The following is an 18,347-nucleotide window of genomic DNA, read 5'->3' as shown; positions in this document are numbered from 1 at the left end:
TCGCCGGACCGGCCACACTGCGGTATGGATATCGCCGAACGACTCGATCTGGTGACGCGACACACCACAGAGGTCGTCACCGAGGATGAACTGCGGACGCTGTTCGAGGAGAGCGACCCGTCGGCGTACATCGGCTACGCGCCGACCGGCGAGATGCACATCGGCCATTTCACGACGATGCGAAAGCTCGCGGACTTCCTGCGGGCCGGCGTCGACGTGACGGTCCTCATCGCTGACCTGCACGCCCACCTCGACGACAACAAGTCGCCGTTCGACCTACTTGACGCCCGCTCCGCCTACTACGAGACGGCCATCGAGGGCATGATTGAAGCAGCCGGCGCGGACCCCGACGACGTATCCTTCGTCCGCGGGACCGACTTCCAGCTCGACGAGGAGTACACGCTGGAGATGTACCGGATGGCCGCCGAGACGACCATCTCGCGAACGCAGCGCGCCGCCAGCGAAGTGGTCCGCGAGTCCGAGAGCCCGAACCTCGGCGGGCTCATCTACCCGCTGATGCAGACGCTGGACGTGAAGGCGCTGGACGCCGACATCGCCTACGGCGGCGTCGACCAGCGCGGCATCTACATGCTCTCCCGCGAAATCCTCCCGAACCACGGCGGCGAGTCGCCGATTTGCCTGTTTGCCCCGCTGTTGTCGGGCCTTTCCGGCGGCAAGATGAGCGCCTCCGACGAAACGTCGAAGGTCAACCTCACAGACAGCCCCGACGAGGTCGACGAGAAGATCAACCAGGCGTACTGCCCGGCCGGCGAGGTCGAGGAGAACGGCGTGCTGGAATACCTCAATCACCTCGTCTTCCCGATCTTGGACGTCCGCGGCGAGTCCTTCGTCGTCGAGCGCCCTGAGGAGTACGGCGGCGACCTCACCTACGAGAGCTACGATGAGGTCGAGGCGGACTTCGTCAGCGGCGAACTCCACCCCGCCGACCTGAAGCCGTCCGCCGCCAGCGCGATCTCAGAGGTCATCGACCCAGTTCGGGAGCGACTTGCCGACGAGGAAGACCTACTCGCCGAGGCCTACCCCGAAAAGTACGGCGCGGAGTGACGCGGTCGCCCGATGCCACCCTCCGATTCGAGCGCCGACAACGATGAGCCGGCGCGCTCGCGGGCCGCCGTCCGCCGGACCTACGAGGACATCGGCGACCACTTCTCGAAGACCCGCGAATACGCCTGGCCGGAGGTCGAGTCGTTCGTCGACGAGTGCGGCAGTGTCGAGACGGCGCTCGATGTCGGCTGCGGCAACGGCCGCCACGCGGAACTGCTCGCCGGGGTCGCTGACCGCGTCGTCGGGCTCGACGCCAGCCGCGCACTTCTGCAAGCCGCGACCGACCGCGTCGGCGACAGCGTTGCGCTGCTGCAGGGCGATGCGACCCGGCTCCCGCTCGCTGCGGGGTCCGTTGACCTTGCAGTGTACGTTGCGACGCTGCATCACCTGCCGTCACAGTCCGCCCGTCGCGCCAGTCTGGACGAACTGGCCCGCGTGCTCGCGCCGGGCGCTCGGGCGCTCGTCAGCGCGTGGAGCACGGCTCACGACCGCTTCGACGCCGACCCCGACGCGGACGAGGGGTTCGACACGACGGTCGACTGGACGCTGCCCGGTGGGGAGACGGTCCCGCGGTTCTATCACATCTACGCGTCGGCCGAATTCGAGCGCGATGTCGCCGACAGCGCCCTCCGGCTAGTGTCGATGGAACTCTCAAGCGGCAACTGTTACGGGGTCGTCGAGCCAGAAGGGAAACGCACTTAATTGCCTTCCATCTATGGACGTGTACGTTCGCACTCGGGCGAAACACAGTCCATCTGGTCTGTGTCTGCACGAGTGAGCGGCGGTGGTGAGCAAATCCGCCTGATTTGCGAACGACGCCGCGAAGAAGCGAAGCAATGAGCGGCGGTGGTCTAGTGGTAGGACCTGAGCCTTCCAAGCTCATGGCCCGGGTTCAAATCCCGGTCGCCGCATTTTGCTGTGAGCACAAGCGCGAACAGCAAATGCTGTACAGAGGGATTTGAACTACGGAAATCCGAGCGACAGCGAGGATTTGCAGTCGAGTTCAAATCCCGGTCGCCGCATTCTACGTCAATAAAAACGACCAGCCGAGTCGTTATCGGGCGTTTTGAAGCCGCCGTGCTCTCTCAGCCGGCGTAGTAGCCAACTGACGCCGTCATTCCGATTCGACGGCAGCCTCCGCAAACTCCTCCCAGTCGTCGCCCATCCATTCCTGCAGGCGGTCGGTGACGCCGGCGAAGTCTCCCCCATCCTCGAAGGACTCGACGACGACCCAGCCGTCACCGTCGCGGTCGTAGCCGAGGCTGTAGCCACGATCCCCGTTGATGATGACGACGAACGCGGCCACCACGTCGAGGTCGGGGAAGAACCCGACCGGCGCGAACCCGTAGTCGTCGTGCTGGGCCTCGAGGGCCGAAATCTCGCCCGTCGAGAGCGGTCTGTCCGGCAGCGAGTCCGTCAGTTCTGTCATTACGTCGCAGTCGTTGGGAGAAGACTGAAAACGTTTCGAGCGGGGCGTGATCAGGAGACCCGAAAAGTGTGAATAAGATATAACTTCGGCCAACATTGAAGTGTTGCCATGTCTTTTGTTAACATGGAGCTTCCTACGCTCCCGGCGGGAACGACCGTCGTACCATCCGGGATTGGCATCGGCGGACGACAACTCGCCGGTGGAGACTGGCCACTCCACCGGCCACGCATCGTTTCGAAACCAACGGCGTACGGAGCATCTGACACCCCCACCCCCACCACTTTCCCTGCTCCCGTTTTTCCGAGGTGGTTTCCACACACCAGCCGTGACCCGGCAGTCCCGGTGGTGTTTTCTGCCAGTACGCGTAGCGTCGGGTATGGACGCCGCGCGGCTCCCTGGCACCAGCGGACCCGAGCAGATAGTCGCGCACGTGGACATGGACTGTTTTTACGCCGCCTGCGAACAGCGGCGGGAGCCTGCACTCAGGGGCGAGCCGCTTGTCGTGGGGATGGGCTACGAGAACGGCGCGACCCACGGGGCCGTCGCGACCGCGAGCTACGAGGCGCGGGCATACGGCGTCGAATCAGCGATGGCGATTTCCGAGGCACTGGAGCGGCTCCCACGCAAAGTCGAGGCCGTCGATGACCCGGACCTTGATGTCGAGGACGCCGGGTTCTATCGTCCGGTTGATATGGACTTCTATGAGTCCGTGGCTGCGGATGTCCGGGACATCCTCCATGCAGAAGCGGACGTCGTCCGGGAGGTGAGCATCGACGAGGCGTATCTGGATGTGACCGAACAGGTCTCCTGGGAGACCGTCGAGTCGTGGGCACAAGACCTGAAAGACACCATCGAATCGGAGGTGGGCGTGGCGGCGAGCGTCGGCGTCGCGCCGACGATGAGCGCCGCGAAGGTGGCCAGCGACCGCGACAAGCCGGACGGGCTGGTCGTCGTCGAACCGGGGGCCGTCCGGGAGTTCTTTTCCGACCTCCCCGTCGAGGACGTCCACGGTGTCGGCCCAGTGACCGCCAGGGAACTCGCCTCGCTCGATATCCAGACCGCGGGCGACCTGGCGGCCGCCGACCCGGAACTGCTGGCCGAACGGTTCGGCGAGCGCGGCCGCGAGATACGCCGCTACGCCCGCGGCGAGGACGAGCGGTCGGTGACGCCGAAAGGCGACCCCAAGAGCCTCTCTCGGGAGTCCGCCTTCACCGACGCGACGGCCGATATGGAGGCCAAGTGTCGGCAGGTTCGTACCCTCGCCGACGCTGTCGCCGACCGCGCCCAGCGGAAGGGTGCGCGCTATCAGACCATCGGAATCAAGGTTGTGACGCCGCCGTTCGACGTGAACACGCGCGCCCGGTCGCTCCCCGGCCCGGTCGAAGAGCCCGAACTGGTCAGACGCGTCGCGCTGGACCTGCTCGGCGAGTTCGACGACGACCCGGTTCGGAAGGTCGGGGTCCGCGTCTCGAACCTTGATTTCTCGGCCGGCGAACAAGCTAATCTAGACGGGTTCGGCGGTGACTCCGGAACCGCGGAGACGACTGATAGCTCCCGCGCCAGCAACGGCGCGGAGCGGGTCGAGAATGAGAGCGACGAGGGACAGGCCGGACTCGGGACATTCGCCGAGAACGACGGGGGCGACGAAACTGCCGGAGAGTCGGTGAACGAAGGGCCGGACGGCGGCGATAATCACATCTCGCTCCCGCCCGGCCAGACCACGCTCGCAGATTTCTAAGGGTTCTCAGGCGACACCGTGTTCCAGATTCTCCAGAAGCTTCCCGACGAACAGGCCGGCCCGCGGCGAGATGGTGTCATCAGCCGGGACTGCTGTCGGATGCGCGGCCAGCGTGTCGACGAACCGCTGGCTGTGGGTCATCGCGTGCAGCATGTCGACCACGTCGACTACCAGCCCCTCGTCGCTGGTGTCCATCCCGGCGTAGCGCTCCTTCTCCGCCTCGGAGTAGGTGATCGTCCAGGCCGGGCCGCCGGCGGCCGCGACGATGTCGTCGAGCGGTGCGACTTCCAGCGGGCCGTCGTCACTCCCGACGTACACGGTTCCGTCCTCGACGAACGTCTCGTATCTGTCCATGGACAGCCCCCACCGAACAGCTGTGATAAGGTGTGCCACCACAATAGCCGTTGCCCCTATCGAGACGCCTTCCGAACCTGTTCCGCAGTTGATGGGCGTCTGACGGAGAGTTATGGGGCGTGAGCGTCTCCTTCCGGACAGAAACGCATGGCAGAGACCGAACAGATAACCGTCGCGACAACGAGCGCGGGGCCGGGTGGGACCGGGGAACCGGGCGAGACTGTCAATCTCCCGGTGGTGGAGCTGCTGACCGGGCGGGGGTTCATCACCGGCAAGAGCGGGTCCGGGAAGTCGAACACGGCGAGCGTCGTCGCCGAAAAACTGCTGGACAACGGCTTCGGCCTGCTCATCGTCGACATCGACGGCGAGTACTACGGGCTAAAAGAAGAATACGAGATCCTCCACGTCGGCGGCGACGAGGAGTGCGACATCCAGGTCACCGAAGACCACGCCGGCAAGATCGCCTCGCTAGCGCTCGAACAGAACGTCCCAATCATTCTGGACATCTCCTCGTTCCTCGACGAGGAGGAGGCTGAAACGCTGCTGACCGAAGTCGCCAAGCAACTGTTCGCCAAGGCGAAAAAGCAGAAACAGCCGTTCCTGATGCTCGTCGAGGAGTGCCACGAGTGGATGCCCGAGAAGGGGTCGATGGGCGAGGTCGGGAAGATGCTCATCAAGATCGGGAAGCGCGGCCGGAAACACGGACTGGGCATCGTCGGCATCAGCCAGCGCCCGGCCGACGTGAAGAAGGACTACATCACCCAGTGCGACTGGCTCGTCTGGCATCGCCTGACCTGGAACAACGACACGAAGGTGGTCGGGCGCATCCTCGACAACAAGTACGCCGACGCCGTCGAAGACCTGGACGACGGCGAGGCGTTCATGATGAACGACTGGGCCGAGCAGGTCCGCCGGGTGCAGTTCCACCGCAAGCAGACCTTCGACGCCGGCGCGACGCCCGGTCTCGACGACTTCGAGCGCCCGGAACTCAAGTCCGTCAGCGACGACCTCGTCTCCGAACTGGAGACCATCAGCGAGGAACAGCAGGCGACGGAGAACCGCATCAAGGAACTCCGCGAGGAACTGGACAAGAAAAACTCCCGCATCGCCGAACTGGAAGCGGAACTGCAGGACGCCCGGGACCTCTCGCGGATGGCCGAGCAGTTCACCGAGGCGATGCTGAACCAGGCTGAAGACTACAATCCCGGACGGACGGCACAAGAGGAGATGCGCCGCCAGCGCGAGCGGTTCGCCGACTCGTCGGACTCAGACGGTGAGGCAGACGCCGACGGCCACCGTGACGAGCAGTCCGCGGAGTCGGACGAGGCCGCCGATGCCACGTCCGGCGGCGGGTTCGGTGACGCGTTCAGCGCCTTCGCCGAGGACGGGGCTGCGATGAACGGCGGCAGCGCGGGCGACGGAGCAGCGACGAATGGCAGCAGCGTGGACGATGACCCAGCGACGAATGGAAGCAGTGCGGACGCCGAACCGGCGTCGAACGGCCACGCCACGAACGCCGACGTAGCGGCGAACGGGGCCGTCACAAACGACAGTGCGGCGGCCGTGCCAGTCAACGGCCAGGCTGACACAGACACTGCTGACGCTGATGACGAAGATCTGAGAGCGACTATCGCTGAGGCCGTCGAAGCCGAGCAGTCGAGCGGGGCAACTGGCTCCGCTACCGACGAGTCCACATCCGACTTCGACGGTCCCGCCGTCTACGGCGACTTGCGAGCCGACATCGAGGAGTTGGACCGCAAGACTCGGCGGATGCTCGCGTACTACCGCGAGCAGGGTCCCGGAACGCCGCTGAACGCCCACTTCTCGGCGGGCGGCTCCGGCGACCGGACGGCGGCCTACGCGCGAAACAGGGAACTCCGGCTCCGCGAACTGGTCGAACACGTCGGCCGCGGGAAGTACGATTCCCGGATTGCGGCGCTGGTTCGAGAAGAGAGCGACCGCCGACTCGACGAAGATGAGGTAGAATCGGTTGTCTCCCGACTCGAATCGGCATTTCTGGACGGAAACGGCGACTGAAAAGTCAGTACCGCGATAACGGCTGTTTTACAGCAACGGTTCGACGAGGTCCTCGAGCGCCGCCCGCGGGTCGTCGGCCTTCGCGACGCCGCTTGCCAGCAGGACGCCGGTCGCGCCGAGGTCGCTCGCGGAGACGAGGTCTTCGCCGGTCGAGATCCCCGCACCACAGAGCACGTCCACGTCGCCGTTGACGCGGGCGGCGGCGTCGACCGCGCCGGTCACGATGTCCGGGTCGGCCTTGCTGACGGGCGTGCCGGTGCCGATGAGTTCCGGCGGCTCGACGGCGACGCCGTCGGGGTCGAGCGCGGCGGCCGCGCCGATCTGTGCGGGGTTGTTCGCACAGACGATGGTTTCGAGGTCCGCGCGGTCGGCGGCGTCGAGCGCGCCGTCGATATCCGCGAGCTTGAGCCGGTTCTCGGAATGGTTCAGGAGCGTCCCGACGGCACCGGCGTCCGCGGCGGCCTCGGCGAGGGTACTACCGGTGTGGCTGCCGTGCTCGACGGCGCTGACGTGCTGGGCCCACGTCTCGACACCGGTCTCCGCAACAGCGCCGATCTGTGCGGCCTGTGGCGCGACTGCGACGCGAACGCCGGAGTCGTCGCTGACGTCTGCAGCGGCGGTCGCTACTTCGACTGGGTCACACGGGTACGCCTTCAGATTGACAAGGACGAACATACGAAACGCACCGGCTGCTGTCGGGAAATAGGTTGCGAAGCCGCCGTTTGGCAGCGCTCGCTACCGCGCCTTCGTTCCATCTTGGTCTCCCGCTCGGGGGTGACAATTATTACGGTTCAGCCGAGACAAGAAACGAGACAAGCCGTGACAGCAGGGGATGACGACACACCGACCGTTCTGATAGTCGAGGACGAACAACACCTGGCCGATCTGTACACCGACTATCTGTCCGGCCAGTATCACGTGCAGACGGCCTACAGCGGCGAAGAGGGGTTAGAACTGCTGTCCCCCGATATCGACGTGGTGTTACTCGACCGCCGGATGCCGGTCGTCTCCGGCAACGAAGTGCTCGCACAGATCGAGGAGCGAGGGCTTCGTTGCCGCGTCGCGATGGTCACCGCTGTCGACCCCGATTTCGATATCATCGAGATGCGCGTCGACGACTACCTCGTCAAGCCCGTCACCCGCGACGACCTCCAGGAGGTCGTCGACCGGCTGTACAAGATCCGGGAGTACAACGAGCGTCTTCAGAGGCTCACGTCGAAAAAGCTCAAACGCAACGTCCTCCGCGTCGAGAAGACCCAACGAGAACTGGAAGACAGCACTCGGTATCAGGAGCTCCAGGACGAGATCGCGGCTATCTCGTCGAACGTCGAGTCGCTCGCGGACGAACTCGACGTCGAGAAAGACGACCTCCAGTTGTAACCTAGTCCTTCCGCTTCACGACGTCGCCGAGCGTGTACTCGCCGTCGCTGCTGCCGCCGGACCACTCCGTCTCGTCGGCGCTGCCGCCGGCGCTCAGGGAGATTTCGAGCGCGCTTTCGAGTTTCTTCTGGACGTCGTCGCTGGGCAGGGAGTTCCCCTGTTCGAGCTTCCGAATCAGGCTCGCCTTCTCGTTGAGTTGCTTGGCGAGTTCCTCCTGGCTGAGGCCCTGGGATTCCCGACCTTTGCGGATTCGGTCGTGGTAATCCTGTGCGATCTCGTCCATCTCGTCGAACATGTCTCGACGGCGGCCACCAGACCCGCCACCACCCGAGGAACTCGACGAGGAGGACGAACTCGACGACGATGACGAGGAGGACGACGTCGAGTACTTCGTCGACGTAGAGGACGTCTCCTCCGTCTTGACCTCCGTGCCGAAGTCGGTACACTCGTCGCAGACGTCGAGTTCGGCTCCCTCGATTTTGACGCGGTTCGGAGACGAAACCTCCGTCCCGCACATCTCGCACTGAACCATACCGACGGCTTGGACGGGGCGCGGTATAAATGGTGCGCTGGCTACTCCAGCGCCCCCATCGCGTGATAAAACCGCTGAGCGGCGGTGACGTGGCCGACGACGGCGAACACGACCAGCAGCCACCCCACCAGCGTCAGGCCGGCCAGTGCGGTCGGGACGAACGCCGCGACGCCCGTTACGACACCGACGAGCGCGAGCCGGTCGGCGCGGCCGAGCAGGCCGCCGTACACGCGGTCGAGGCCGACCGCCTGCGCCTGGGTCCCGAGATAGGAGGTCATCAGGACACCGGTGACTGCGGCGATGCCCAGTTCCCACTGGCTCACGCCGGCAGCGAGGCCGACGATAATGCCGATGTCGGCGTAGCGGTCGAGAACGTGGTCCAGCAGGTCGCCACCCGATGACGCGACGTTCAGCTCCCGCGCGAGCGCGCCGTCCACGAGGTCGAGCCAGCCGTTCAGGAAGACGAGGACGGCTCCGCCGAGATACAGCAGGGGTTCACGCGCCGCGACGGCGTACACCCCGCCCGCTCCGAGGGCCAGCAGGAACGCAATGACGCTGACGCCGTTCGGGGAGAGCCCAGCGACCTTGGCGGCGCTGACGAACGGGCCGAGCGCGCGGTCGGCCAGCGGGCGGAACTTATCGAGCGTCATAGCCAGTCGATGTAGGAGACGGTCCCCGCACTCGGCTCGCGCTCGCCGTCCACGACGGCCCGGATTTCACTCGCCACCTCGTCGGGGTCCCGGTCCGTCGTCTCGATTTCGTACACCGATTCCATGCCGTGCTCCTCGACGGCTTCCCCAAGGATGACATCGAGCGCTTCCGACTCCGCGTTCTCGTAGGCCTTCGAATCGTCGTCGCCGCGCTCCCGAAGCCGCTCGACGATTGTCTCGGGGTGGGCTCGCAGCACGATCACGCGGTCGGCGTCGAAGTGCTGGGCGAGGTGGGATTCGAACAGCACGTTGTCGCGGCCGTCGAGCCACTCGGACAGGCTGTCGAGGTCAGCGACGAGGCTCCCGCGGTCCTCGTCGATACCTGTCGAGAACCCCTCGTCTTTGATGACGTCGTTGAGATGGAGCACGTCGAGGCCAGTGTCGAGGCGCTCCGTCGCCGTGGTCTTGCCCGTGCCCGGCGTCCCGGTGACAGCGACTCTCACGCCTCGACCACCTCGATGACTTCGTTCAGTACCGAGACGGCGCGTTCCGTGTCTTCGCGTGTCCCGCAGGTGATGCGGATACACTCGGGCAGCCCGAACGAGGAGCAATCGCGGATGATGACGCCCCGCTCCTGGGCGGCATCCGCGACGGCCGACGCGTCGCCGACCTCCGCGAGAATGAAGTTCCCAGCGCTGTCCCAGGTCGGCGCGTCGAGTTCCTCGGAGAGGTACTCCCGGGCCCACGCGGCGGTGTCGACGGACCGCTCGACGTGTTCGTCGTCGTCCAACGCCGCCAGCCCGGCGCGGCAGGCGAGTTCGCTGGCCGAAAAGGGTGTGTTGATGCGGGCGTAGGCGTCGGCCCAGTCGTCCGGGACCACCGCGTAGCCGAGTCGAACACCCGCGAGCCCGTAGGCCTTCGAGAACGTTCGCAGGAGCGCAACGTCGTCGCGGTCGTCCAGTAATGGCCGCTTGCTCGGTTTCTCGGTGAACTCCCCGTAGGCTTCGTCGACGACGACGAGGGTCTGCTCGTCGGTCTCCTCGGCAATCGTTCTGACGGCGTCGGTCGTGAACTCCGCGCCCGTGGGGTTGTGCGGGCTGGTGAGGTAGACGATTCGCTCGCCGTCGTAATCCTTCAGGACGGTGTCGGCGGTCTGGGCGAAGTCGTCGGCCTTCGAGAGCGTGTACTCGTTGACCTCGCCGTGGTGATAGCGTGCGCTCATCGCGTAGTACGCGAAGCCCGGTGACGGGACGAGCACGTCTTGGCCGGGTTCGAGCATCGCCCGGGCGAGGCAGTCGAGCGCGCCGTCGCCGCCGTTGCTCAGCCACACCTGTTCGGGCGTTACGTCCCACATGTCCGCCAGTTCGTCGACGAGGTCGGCGTGGGAGGCCTTCGGATAGGAGTGCATTCGCTCGGCCGCCCCGCGAATCGCCTCGACAGCTTTCGGGCTCGGCCCGTACATGTTCTCGTTCGACGCCAGCTTCACCATGTCGTCCGGGTCGAGGCCGAGTTCCCGGGCGACCTCCTCGATACCGCGACCTGCCCGATAGACAGTGTGAGCGGAGAGGTCCCGTGGTTCCATGGCTGTGCAAAACGGACGGGGCGGCTTAAGCGTGCTCACATCGGGCGTGGCCGCGGCTCCTCAGTCAGCCCCGCACAGAAATCCGCTGGCGGCCTCCCGTGTGAAACCCGCCGATGACGGGTAAGACACGGAATAGCACGCTCCCCACCGAACCCCTGTCAGTCAGTGGTAATGAGCGTTACGGTGACCCACTGTTTAGTTCAGGAGTCCGTCCCCACCGAAAACGGTAACATACCATAGGTCCTGATAGCGTCCAATGCCGCTTCTCATCGATATCCGGAAACTCACGCTCATTACGCGGCTCATCCAGGACGGGGCCGAGCAGGTCGCCGACTCGCTGGCAACACTGGCCGGCGTTGATGCCGCCGTCGAGATCAAGAGCCTCTCGTTCGTCCAGCCGGAGGACATCGCCACCGAAATGGGCGGCGGGACTATCTACAGCGCCCGCGTTCGCCTGACAGAGCCGCCCTACGGCGTCTTCCTGATGACGTTCGAGACCGAGACGGCCGCCGAAATCGCGGAGCTGATGACCGGTTCCAGCGTCGATGACGGGTTCACACAGCTCCACGAGTCCGCGCTCCAGGAGATGTGCAACATCCTCACCTCGGGCTTCATCGACGGCATCGCGAACACGCTGAACGCGACCATCAATATGGGGACGCCGACGGTCGTACAGGACGACGCGGCCGATATCGCCGACAAGGCCCTCTCGCACGTCCGCCGGGACTCGCTGACTATCGTGCTCGACTCGCTCGTCGACATCAAGGAGAGCGACGTGGCGTTCTCGCTCCGCATCTTCCTCATCCCCGATCCCGGCTCGTTCGTCCATCTCATCGACCAACTGGACTACGACACGGACCGCGAGACGCACATCTCGGCTGATACAGACGCGGTCAAAGAACTCGATATGTCCGGTGACGCGGACGCGCTCGATGCCTTCGATTCCCCGGAGTAACCACACCGAACCCACGACGTTGAAGAGGGTCGCGTCCAACCGCCGCATATGAGTGTCGTAAACGCGGCTGTCTTCGGGATTCACCTGATATTCGCCGCGCTGTGGGCTGGAACCGTGTTGTTCATGACCTACGCCGTGCTCCCGACGGCGCTGAACGGCGACTCCTCGCCGGGACCGCTGTTGGCGATTACCGGGAAGCTCCAGACGGTGTCACGGGCGAGCGCGCTGCTCCTGTTTCTGACGGGCGGGCATCTGGCTGCGACCCGCTACACCGCCGAGTCGCTGACGGGAACCGGTCGCGGCCACCTCGTCATCACGATGATCGTCCTGTGGTTCATCCTGGCAGGCCTCGTCGAAGTCGGGGCATCGAAACTCAGCGACGGCTTCGACCAGCAGAAGGTGCGCGAACCGGCCCGGAACGCACGCCCGTTCCTGCTTGGGGCATCCGTCGTCGCAATCCTGCTTCTTCTCGACGCCGGCGCGATTCTCGGCCTGTACTGAGCGCCGATCCGGCGGTTTTGTGTGCCGCTTCCCGACTCCCTGTATCAGCAGATACAAGCTTCCGTCCGGCATACCGAAACCCAATGTGGCCGTGGGGACATCTCGCCGTCGCCTACCTCGTCTACGTCGTCTACACTCGCCGTGACCCGACCCGTCGCCAGACAGCAGCACCACTGACCGCGCTGGCGGTGGGGTCGCAGTTCCCGGACCTGATCGACAAACCGCTCGCCTGGACGTTCGGCATCCTGCCGTCGGGGCGGTCGCTTGCCCATTCGTTGTTCACCCTCTTCATCCTCGCCGTGGTCCTGCACCAACTCGCCGTCCGATATCGCAGAACGGACCTCTCGGAGGCCTTCACAATCGGAGCGTTCGCACACACCCTGACCGACATGAGCCCGACGGCGGTGGCAGGGCTGCTCGGCGGCGACCTGACACAATTCCGGTGGCTCCGCTTTCTCGTCTGGCCGCTCCAGCCACCGCCGCCGTACGCCAACGACACCTCCTTCGTCGAGCAGTTCGCCTCGATCTCCGTCGAGCCGTACGTCCTGTTCCAGTTCGGGCTGTTCGGTCTGGCTGTCGCCGTGTGGATCGCCCACGGTGCGCCCGGGCTCCGGTCGGTCACTCGCCGGAGTAAGGCAGTGGTCGCGGCGTTTTCCGATTAGAGCCGCTCGGAGACGTGGTCCGCGCACTTCAGCGCGAGCGCGGCGATGGTCAACGTCGGGTTCATCGACCCGGCGCTGACGAACACCGACGAGGACGCGATTGAGAGGTTCGTCACGTCGTGGGCCCGTAGCTGCGGATCGACCACGCTCTCCGCGGGGTCGGTCCCCATCCGCGTCGTCCCCATGTGGTGGTACGCCGGCCCGGTGTCCGCCGGACCGACCGTCCAGGAGATGTCGACGCCCAGCTCCGATAGCACGGCGTGTTGAATCTCGTTCGCGCGACCGACCGACCGTTCCAGTCGCTCGCCCCACGACCACTGGATGTCCGGTACCGGGTTTCCGTGGTCGTCCGTCGTCGACGTGTCCAGCGTCACCCGGTTTTCCTTTCGCGGCGGCTGGCCGACCAGTCCGCCCATCGCGATGCTGTTGCCGTAACTCTCGCGGAGGCTCGACAGCAGTGTATCACCCCACTCCTCGCCGGAGAGCGCGAGTTCGACCGGCGACGGACCGGCGTAGTTCAGAAACTCCAGTTTCAGCGGCGACAGCGCTTCGTCGGTGGCCGCAACGACCGTCTCTCCGTCCGCGACGCGCTCGACTGCCTGCCCGGGGTCGTCGTAGAACTGGTGGCACTCGCTCGTGAGAAAGCCGACGTGATTCTGGCGCGTTTCCCGGTCGAGGGTGCCGCCAGCGCCGGCAAACAGGTGGTCCATGAAGTAGTGGCCGACCAGTCCTGAACTGTTCGCCAGCCCGTCCGGATGCTCGTCGTTCGCTGACAGGAGAAGGAGTCGCGGCGTCTCGACGCCACCCGCCGCGATGACGAACTCGCGGGCCGTCTGGCGGTGTTCGGTCCCGTCCGGCGTCGCGTAGACGGCCGCCTCGACTCTTCCGTCAGAACCGGTTTCGAGGCGCTGGACCGGCGCGCGGTCGATGACTCTGGTTCCCTCGGCTTCGGCGTCCTCGATGTGGACGCTGGCGTCGTACTTTGCGCCGGAAGGACAGACCGGCTGGCAGGTTCCGTACCCGACACACGGCCCCCGGCCGTCGTACGGTTCGGAGTTCCGGGCGTTGGGCACGGAGTGCATCGTGATGCCCAACCGCTCGCAAGCCTCGGCGAACAGCGAGTCGCTGTACGACGGGGGGAAGCCGGGCAGCGGATACGCACCGTCTCGCGGTGGTGCGAAGGGGTTGTCTGCGTCGCCGGCGACCCCCATCGCCCGCTCGGCGTCGGCGTAGTACGGCCGCAGGTCGTCGTAGCTGATCGGCCACGCCGGGTCGTCGGTGTCGTGGCTCCCGTCGAAATCCGAGGGGTGCAACCGCATCACCATCCCCTGCCAGTGCAGCGTCGACCCGCCGACGCCTTTCACCCGGGAGACGTTCAGCGGGTAGTACCGCTCGCCGCTCGCACTGAACGCGTCGCGGTCACCGCCCATCTCCCAGACCGAGCCGTGGTCTCCGGGCCGGATCGCTTGCTCCATCTGCTGCTCTCGGTTCGATCTGTCGAACCGCGGCCCAGCTTCTAACACGACCACCTTCTGTCCATCGCTGGCGAGTTGGCTCGCGACGAGTGCCCCTGCCGGCCCGGCCCCAACGACACAGACATCCGCCCGCTCGGACGGCTCCCGGTCCATTTCAGCAGGAGTTAGGCAAGCCTAAACTTATACGTTGGCATCTCAGGTGCTGTGTCTGGCGGCGAAGGTTTGGTTCGTTTGTTGGCTCGCTGTTGCGCGTCGAAAGCGGGCGTGGCGGGACTGAGCGAAACCGGAGGTTTCGCGAGGGTCGCCACGGCCGTGAGTGTGTTTCGAGCGGATGCGAGAAACCACGAACGGCCGTGGCGGGATTCGAACCACGGTCGGACGTGCTCGCTTCGCTGCGCGCGACCTCCCTGATTAGAATCCCGCCATGCCGGTTCGCTCTCTTCGGTCGCTGCACGGGCGTGGCGGGATTCGAACCCTCAAACCTTTTACAGCGGGCTTGTGGCGGCTGACGCCGCCATTCCGGCTGCAAAAGCTTTACCAAAAAAAGGAAAATCAACCCCTGGATTCACGCCTGGGACACTGCCCTGTAGTCTGTCATGTGACTGTCAGGAAAAGCAAAATGCAACCACAAAAAGCGATTCAACTATACTTAGAGAATAGGAACGATGCGGCGCAATCAACAATTCAGTCGTATGAATACCGGTTACAGCATTTCACACGTTGGTGGTCTGAGGAAAAATCTGGTGTCCTGTCGTCATTAGACGAACTGCGCCCCCATCATCTGGAAGAATACCGTAGTTGGCGACGGCGTGATGGCGACCTCTCTCGGGCAAGCGAAAAAACTCAGATGGATTCCCTCAGGGTCTGGTTGCGGTACTGTGAACGAATGGATTGGGTGATAGATGACTTGTCTGAAGCTGTTATCAGCCCTGCTCTGAGTAAGTCAGACAAATCAAGGGATGAAAAGGTGAGTCAAGAAGTCGCAGAAGACGTATTGGACTATCTCAAACGATTCGAGTACGCCAGCCGCCGTCATGTCTGTATCCTTCTGATGTGGCATACAGCAGCCCGCACAGGGACTGTGAGAGCCATCGACTTGACTGACTACCATCCACGAGACGAATACATAGATACGCAACATAGACCATCTGAAGGCACTCCGTTGAAGAAGCAAGAAGATGGAGAACGCTACATTTCCATATCTGGAGAAGTGTGTAACGTCATTGATGATTACATTCGGGAAAATCGGATTGAAATTACAGATGAATTCGATAGAGAACCACTGTTGACCACTGAATCAGGCAGAATCAGCCGCTCAACAATCCGACGTTACGCCTACCAATCTACACGTCAGTGCGTATACGACTGTGGCTCTTGTCCAGAGAACAAAGAACCGGAAGAGTGTCAAGCTGCACAAAACCACGGCTCAGAATCGAACTGTCCGACGGCACGGTCGCCACACAGTTGGCGTCGTGGGTCAATCACCCATATGCTGTTACGTGATGTTCCCTCTGAAATCGTATCAGACCGAGCTAACGTTTCTCAGGATGTGCTTGACGAACATTACGATAGACGCTCTAAGTACGATAAAATGGAAACACGTCGAGGTTTTCTAGACAATATTTAACGCCACTCACACTGCTGTTCATGTCGTTCTAAATCAAATCGATTCTCCCCGTTGTAGACTTTCAGACCACAATATTCGCACCGTACCCAATTTTCCTCATCACACTGTTCATACCCCTTAATTTCCAATCGAGTATCTGACATATATTAAGATAATCGACACTATCCCATTGGTTTGTTCCCAAAGTGAACGTATGAAATAAGGTGGTCAATTGAAGTCTTCCAGACCGTCTCTGGAGACATGGGACAGACGAAAATCAACTACAAGGTAGACGCTTTCATTGTCACACTCACGCCTGCTAACGAGTCCTCAGTACGCAAATGGGAAGACTGGGATTGCGAATGCGAAGTCTTTGCTAAACGGTCCAAACATCCCCGATATAACGGTTCAGAAGAGAAATGTCGGCACATCAGAGAAGCTGAGATGTACCACATTTACAACGACCGTGTTTCCACAATAAATAATTGAAATTAATTTTGTCTTGCCTGCTGTTGCACATTATCATACCAGTCGCACATACGCTCATGACCTTGTTTAACCTGGCTTGGAATTGAGTCTGAATTTATACTGTGTTCAGACAACAATTTTTGGCGCACTTGCGCACATGCTCTAAGATATTCGAGGTTATCATCGTATACGCCAGACATTTCATCCTCAAACTCATCCCAATCCATCTTCTCAAACCCACAGCGTCGATAATTTCTAGTAGATAATTCCTTTTTTGGGTCAACTTGTGCTGCAATATCATCAACAACCTGTTGTAAGTCTAATTTGTATGCATCGCCAACATTTACGCCATCCGCATAATTGCGTGCGGATTGAACACTACATTCGTAAACTTCCTCAGCGATATCTATAATTTCTGAATGTGTGTAAACATCATCTTCAGCCTCTAAAGCTGACTCTAAGGCAGGTATTCTATATTCTGGCGTTTGTGTGATGTCATCAGCAACTGAACGAAGTTTGGCCAGGTCAAATCCAGGCTGTTCCCAGATTTCTAATTCGCCTGAAACTAAGTTGTGTAGGTCCTGCACATCGTATTTTGCTGATTCACCATCAATCACAGATTGAACAAAATTTGAAGGATTATCAACATCACGTCCATCGATTAGTGCGACTAAATCTTGGATGTCAGACAGTCGTTCATGTCGTGACGACCAAGGTGATGCATACACGTAGGCGACCGCATCAGCAATGTGATACCCTGCTTCATATGATGGTAGTTCACTCACGAGGTCTGGAGGAAATTGTAGCTTGGTGGTTGCTGAATAATCGTCAAGATAGTCACACGCTTTATTTAATCGTGTTTTAGCTTCAGATATGTGGTCAGACACCATTTCATCCAACATATCAATTAAATTTGCATTTATTGATGTAGTCACATTAGATTCGATATTTGTAAAGGAATCTGAATGGTCATTGTCCGCCATCATTAAGCACTCGTAGGCGATTACTCCTTTACTCATCTGGCGGATTTCACCTGATTGCAGGGCTGAGATTGCCCATCCTGGTACTGTAGGTTGCTTCTCCGTAGGCTCGGTATCTACGATATTAGCCGCCGATTCGATTAATTCAATATTCTTAGACATATTCACATTGATATATCATATCCCCACCCCTATATATCTAATCATACTCAGACATCTAATTTGACCTTAAACACACCCCCAAATTATAGCAAGTAGAGTATACTCAGACACTCGTAAATTCCAAAATCGGGGGTAAAAATGGACGAGAATAAAATTTTATTTTTTAGGGTCAGACCAGAAAAAGGAGTGTGTGGGTAGTCCTGTTCGGGATGGAATACAACGAAAATAGACTTGATTAAATTATATATCTACTATTATAAAAAGCTATTGGTTACCCAAGATATACACTAATTAGGACTCAACCCTACTCCAGAATTTTATTTTTTGGCGATTTCCTCAGAAAGGAGTATGTAGGTATGGTTAGTAAGAATGCTAATATGCCGAAAATCAGGGTTTCAGTGGGTGACGATTCTTGAAGATACGATGAGTCCGACGAAGACAAGATTTGGTCAAAATCCAAATTAAACAGATTGGGCTAATTAGCGGTCAATATATTGTATAAAATATACCTCTAAATGTTAGTTTCATATTATTAGTATTAGTGTGTTGCTGGTAACATAGTGATTTCGAAGGTACGGCTACAACGAAGACCGGTAATAGAGCGGCTCTACCCAGCTAACAGCTTTCAGGGATGGTGGCCCCTGCACACTCCTTTTTGAGGAAATCGCTAAAAAATAAAATTTTGATTTGAACGGAATCGTCTAAGGTTTGGTCACACTGTCGCTCTTTTCCCGAACCCAATCGTAGCAATCCCCACAAGCTGGTACTGGT

General features: G+C 61.2%; 18 protein-coding genes and 1 tRNA gene. 10 read left to right on the top strand and 9 right to left on the bottom strand.

Translation table 11 applies throughout. The annotated features are described in order from the left end of the window. Positions 1-24: 24 nt before the first annotated feature. The 3 genes from ACOZ4H_RS12640 (at position 25) to ACOZ4H_RS12630 (ending at position 1,976) form a co-directional block, all read left to right on the top strand. On the top strand, positions 25-1,065 hold the full coding sequence (locus tag ACOZ4H_RS12640; protein ID WP_424329610.1) for a tyrosine--tRNA ligase: 1,041 nt from the start codon (positions 25-27) through the stop codon (positions 1,063-1,065). A 12-nt stretch (positions 1,066-1,077) separates the two neighbouring features. Further along, the gene (locus tag ACOZ4H_RS12635) at positions 1,078-1,767 is read left to right on the top strand and encodes a class I SAM-dependent methyltransferase (RefSeq protein WP_424329609.1); all 690 of its coding nucleotides are present in this window, start codon (positions 1,078-1,080) and stop codon (positions 1,765-1,767) included. 138 nt (positions 1,768-1,905) lie between these two features. Beyond that, a tRNA-Gly gene (locus ACOZ4H_RS12630) sits at positions 1,906-1,976 on the top strand. A 203-nt stretch (positions 1,977-2,179) separates the two neighbouring features. Here the strand turns inward: ACOZ4H_RS12630 and ACOZ4H_RS12625 are convergent. Further along, positions 2,180-2,494 (bottom strand): hypothetical protein, encoded by a 315-nt coding sequence (locus tag ACOZ4H_RS12625; RefSeq protein ID WP_424329608.1) that lies wholly within the window; start codon positions 2,492-2,494, stop codon positions 2,180-2,182. Between the two features lie 376 nt (positions 2,495-2,870). On the opposite strand from ACOZ4H_RS12625, the gene dinB reads away from it, so the two are divergent. Beyond that, complete coding sequence (gene dinB, locus ACOZ4H_RS12620; protein ID WP_424329607.1) at positions 2,871-4,232, top strand: DNA polymerase IV; 1,362 nt, start codon at positions 2,871-2,873, stop codon at positions 4,230-4,232. Positions 4,233-4,238: 6 nt separating this feature from the next. Here the strand turns inward: dinB and ACOZ4H_RS12615 are convergent, their stop codons facing one another. Beyond that, positions 4,239-4,586 (bottom strand): hypothetical protein, encoded by a 348-nt coding sequence (locus ACOZ4H_RS12615; RefSeq protein WP_424329606.1) that lies wholly within the window; start codon positions 4,584-4,586, stop codon positions 4,239-4,241. Positions 4,587-4,733: 147 nt separating this feature from the next. Between ACOZ4H_RS12615 and ACOZ4H_RS12610 the strand changes: the two genes are divergently transcribed. Next, complete coding sequence (locus tag ACOZ4H_RS12610; RefSeq protein ID WP_424329605.1) at positions 4,734-6,623, top strand: helicase HerA domain-containing protein; 1,890 nt, start codon at positions 4,734-4,736, stop codon at positions 6,621-6,623. A 27-nt stretch (positions 6,624-6,650) separates the two neighbouring features. On the opposite strand, the gene tpiA is transcribed toward ACOZ4H_RS12610, so the two are convergent. Continuing rightward, positions 6,651-7,298 (bottom strand): triose-phosphate isomerase, encoded by a 648-nt coding sequence (tpiA, locus tag ACOZ4H_RS12605; protein ID WP_004515640.1) that lies wholly within the window; start codon positions 7,296-7,298, stop codon positions 6,651-6,653. Between the two features lie 99 nt (positions 7,299-7,397). Between tpiA and ACOZ4H_RS12600 the strand changes: the two genes are divergently transcribed. Beyond that, positions 7,398-8,003, top strand: a complete 606-nt coding sequence (locus ACOZ4H_RS12600; RefSeq protein ID WP_424329604.1) for a response regulator — start codon at positions 7,398-7,400, stop codon at positions 8,001-8,003. A 1-nt stretch (position 8,004) separates the two neighbouring features. Here ACOZ4H_RS12600 and ACOZ4H_RS12595 read toward each other — a convergent pair whose 3' ends face one another. The 4 genes from ACOZ4H_RS12595 to hisC are packed head-to-tail and all read right to left on the bottom strand — an operon-like array spanning position 8,005 to position 10,767. Continuing rightward, positions 8,005-8,535 carry a multiprotein bridging factor aMBF1 gene (locus ACOZ4H_RS12595; RefSeq protein WP_023843198.1) on the bottom strand — a complete coding sequence of 177 codons (531 nt, stop codon included), beginning with the start codon at positions 8,533-8,535 and terminating at the stop codon, positions 8,005-8,007. Positions 8,536-8,576: 41 nt separating this feature from the next. Next, the gene (locus tag ACOZ4H_RS12590) at positions 8,577-9,185 is read right to left on the bottom strand and encodes a CDP-alcohol phosphatidyltransferase family protein (RefSeq protein ID WP_424329603.1); all 609 of its coding nucleotides are present in this window, start codon (positions 9,183-9,185) and stop codon (positions 8,577-8,579) included. Next, positions 9,182-9,688, bottom strand: a complete 507-nt coding sequence (locus ACOZ4H_RS12585; protein ID WP_424329602.1) for an adenylate kinase family protein — start codon at positions 9,686-9,688, stop codon at positions 9,182-9,184. Before ACOZ4H_RS12585 ends, ACOZ4H_RS12590 begins: the two co-directional genes overlap by 4 nt. Further along, a complete protein-coding gene (gene hisC / locus ACOZ4H_RS12580) occupies positions 9,685-10,767 on the bottom strand; it encodes a histidinol-phosphate transaminase (RefSeq protein WP_424329601.1) in 1,083 nt (360 codons plus the stop codon). The genes ACOZ4H_RS12585 and hisC overlap by 4 nt, the downstream gene beginning before the upstream one ends. Before the next feature lie 256 nt (positions 10,768-11,023). On the opposite strand from hisC, the gene ACOZ4H_RS12575 reads away from it, so the two are divergent. The 3 genes from ACOZ4H_RS12575 to ACOZ4H_RS12565 all read left to right on the top strand — a co-directional run bounded on the left by ACOZ4H_RS12575 (position 11,024) and on the right by ACOZ4H_RS12565 (position 12,885). After that, positions 11,024-11,722 (top strand): chemotaxis protein CheC, encoded by a 699-nt coding sequence (locus ACOZ4H_RS12575; protein WP_424329600.1) that lies wholly within the window; start codon positions 11,024-11,026, stop codon positions 11,720-11,722. Between the two features lie 48 nt (positions 11,723-11,770). Next, positions 11,771-12,223: a transporter gene (locus ACOZ4H_RS12570; protein WP_424329599.1), complete on the top strand. Its 453-nt coding sequence runs from the start codon at positions 11,771-11,773 to the stop codon at positions 12,221-12,223. An 83-nt stretch (positions 12,224-12,306) separates the two neighbouring features. Further along, positions 12,307-12,885, top strand: a complete 579-nt coding sequence (locus tag ACOZ4H_RS12565; protein ID WP_424329598.1) for a metal-dependent hydrolase — start codon at positions 12,307-12,309, stop codon at positions 12,883-12,885. On the opposite strand, the gene ACOZ4H_RS12560 is transcribed toward ACOZ4H_RS12565, so the two are convergent. Further along, positions 12,882-14,513, bottom strand: coding sequence for a GMC family oxidoreductase (locus ACOZ4H_RS12560; RefSeq protein ID WP_424329597.1), 1,632 nt, complete (start codon positions 14,511-14,513; stop codon positions 12,882-12,884). The genes ACOZ4H_RS12565 and ACOZ4H_RS12560 overlap by 4 nt on opposite strands. A gap of 466 nt (positions 14,514-14,979) precedes the next feature. Between ACOZ4H_RS12560 and ACOZ4H_RS12555 the strand changes: the two genes are divergently transcribed. Beyond that, entirely contained in the window at positions 14,980-15,987 is a 1,008-nt protein-coding gene (locus ACOZ4H_RS12555; protein WP_424329596.1) for a tyrosine-type recombinase/integrase, read from the top strand. 470 nt (positions 15,988-16,457) lie between these two features. On the opposite strand, the gene ACOZ4H_RS12550 is transcribed toward ACOZ4H_RS12555, so the two are convergent. Then, complete coding sequence (locus tag ACOZ4H_RS12550; RefSeq protein WP_424329595.1) at positions 16,458-17,576, bottom strand: hypothetical protein; 1,119 nt, start codon at positions 17,574-17,576, stop codon at positions 16,458-16,460. Between the last annotated feature and the right edge of the window lie 771 nt (positions 17,577-18,347).

Source organism: Haloarcula amylolytica (assembly GCF_049705545.1).
In the GTDB taxonomy this organism is placed as follows: domain Archaea; phylum Halobacteriota; class Halobacteria; order Halobacteriales; family Haloarculaceae; genus Haloarcula; species Haloarcula amylolytica_B.
Note: the sequence above shows the minus strand (reverse complement) of the source record. Positions and strands in the feature narration are given on the sequence as shown.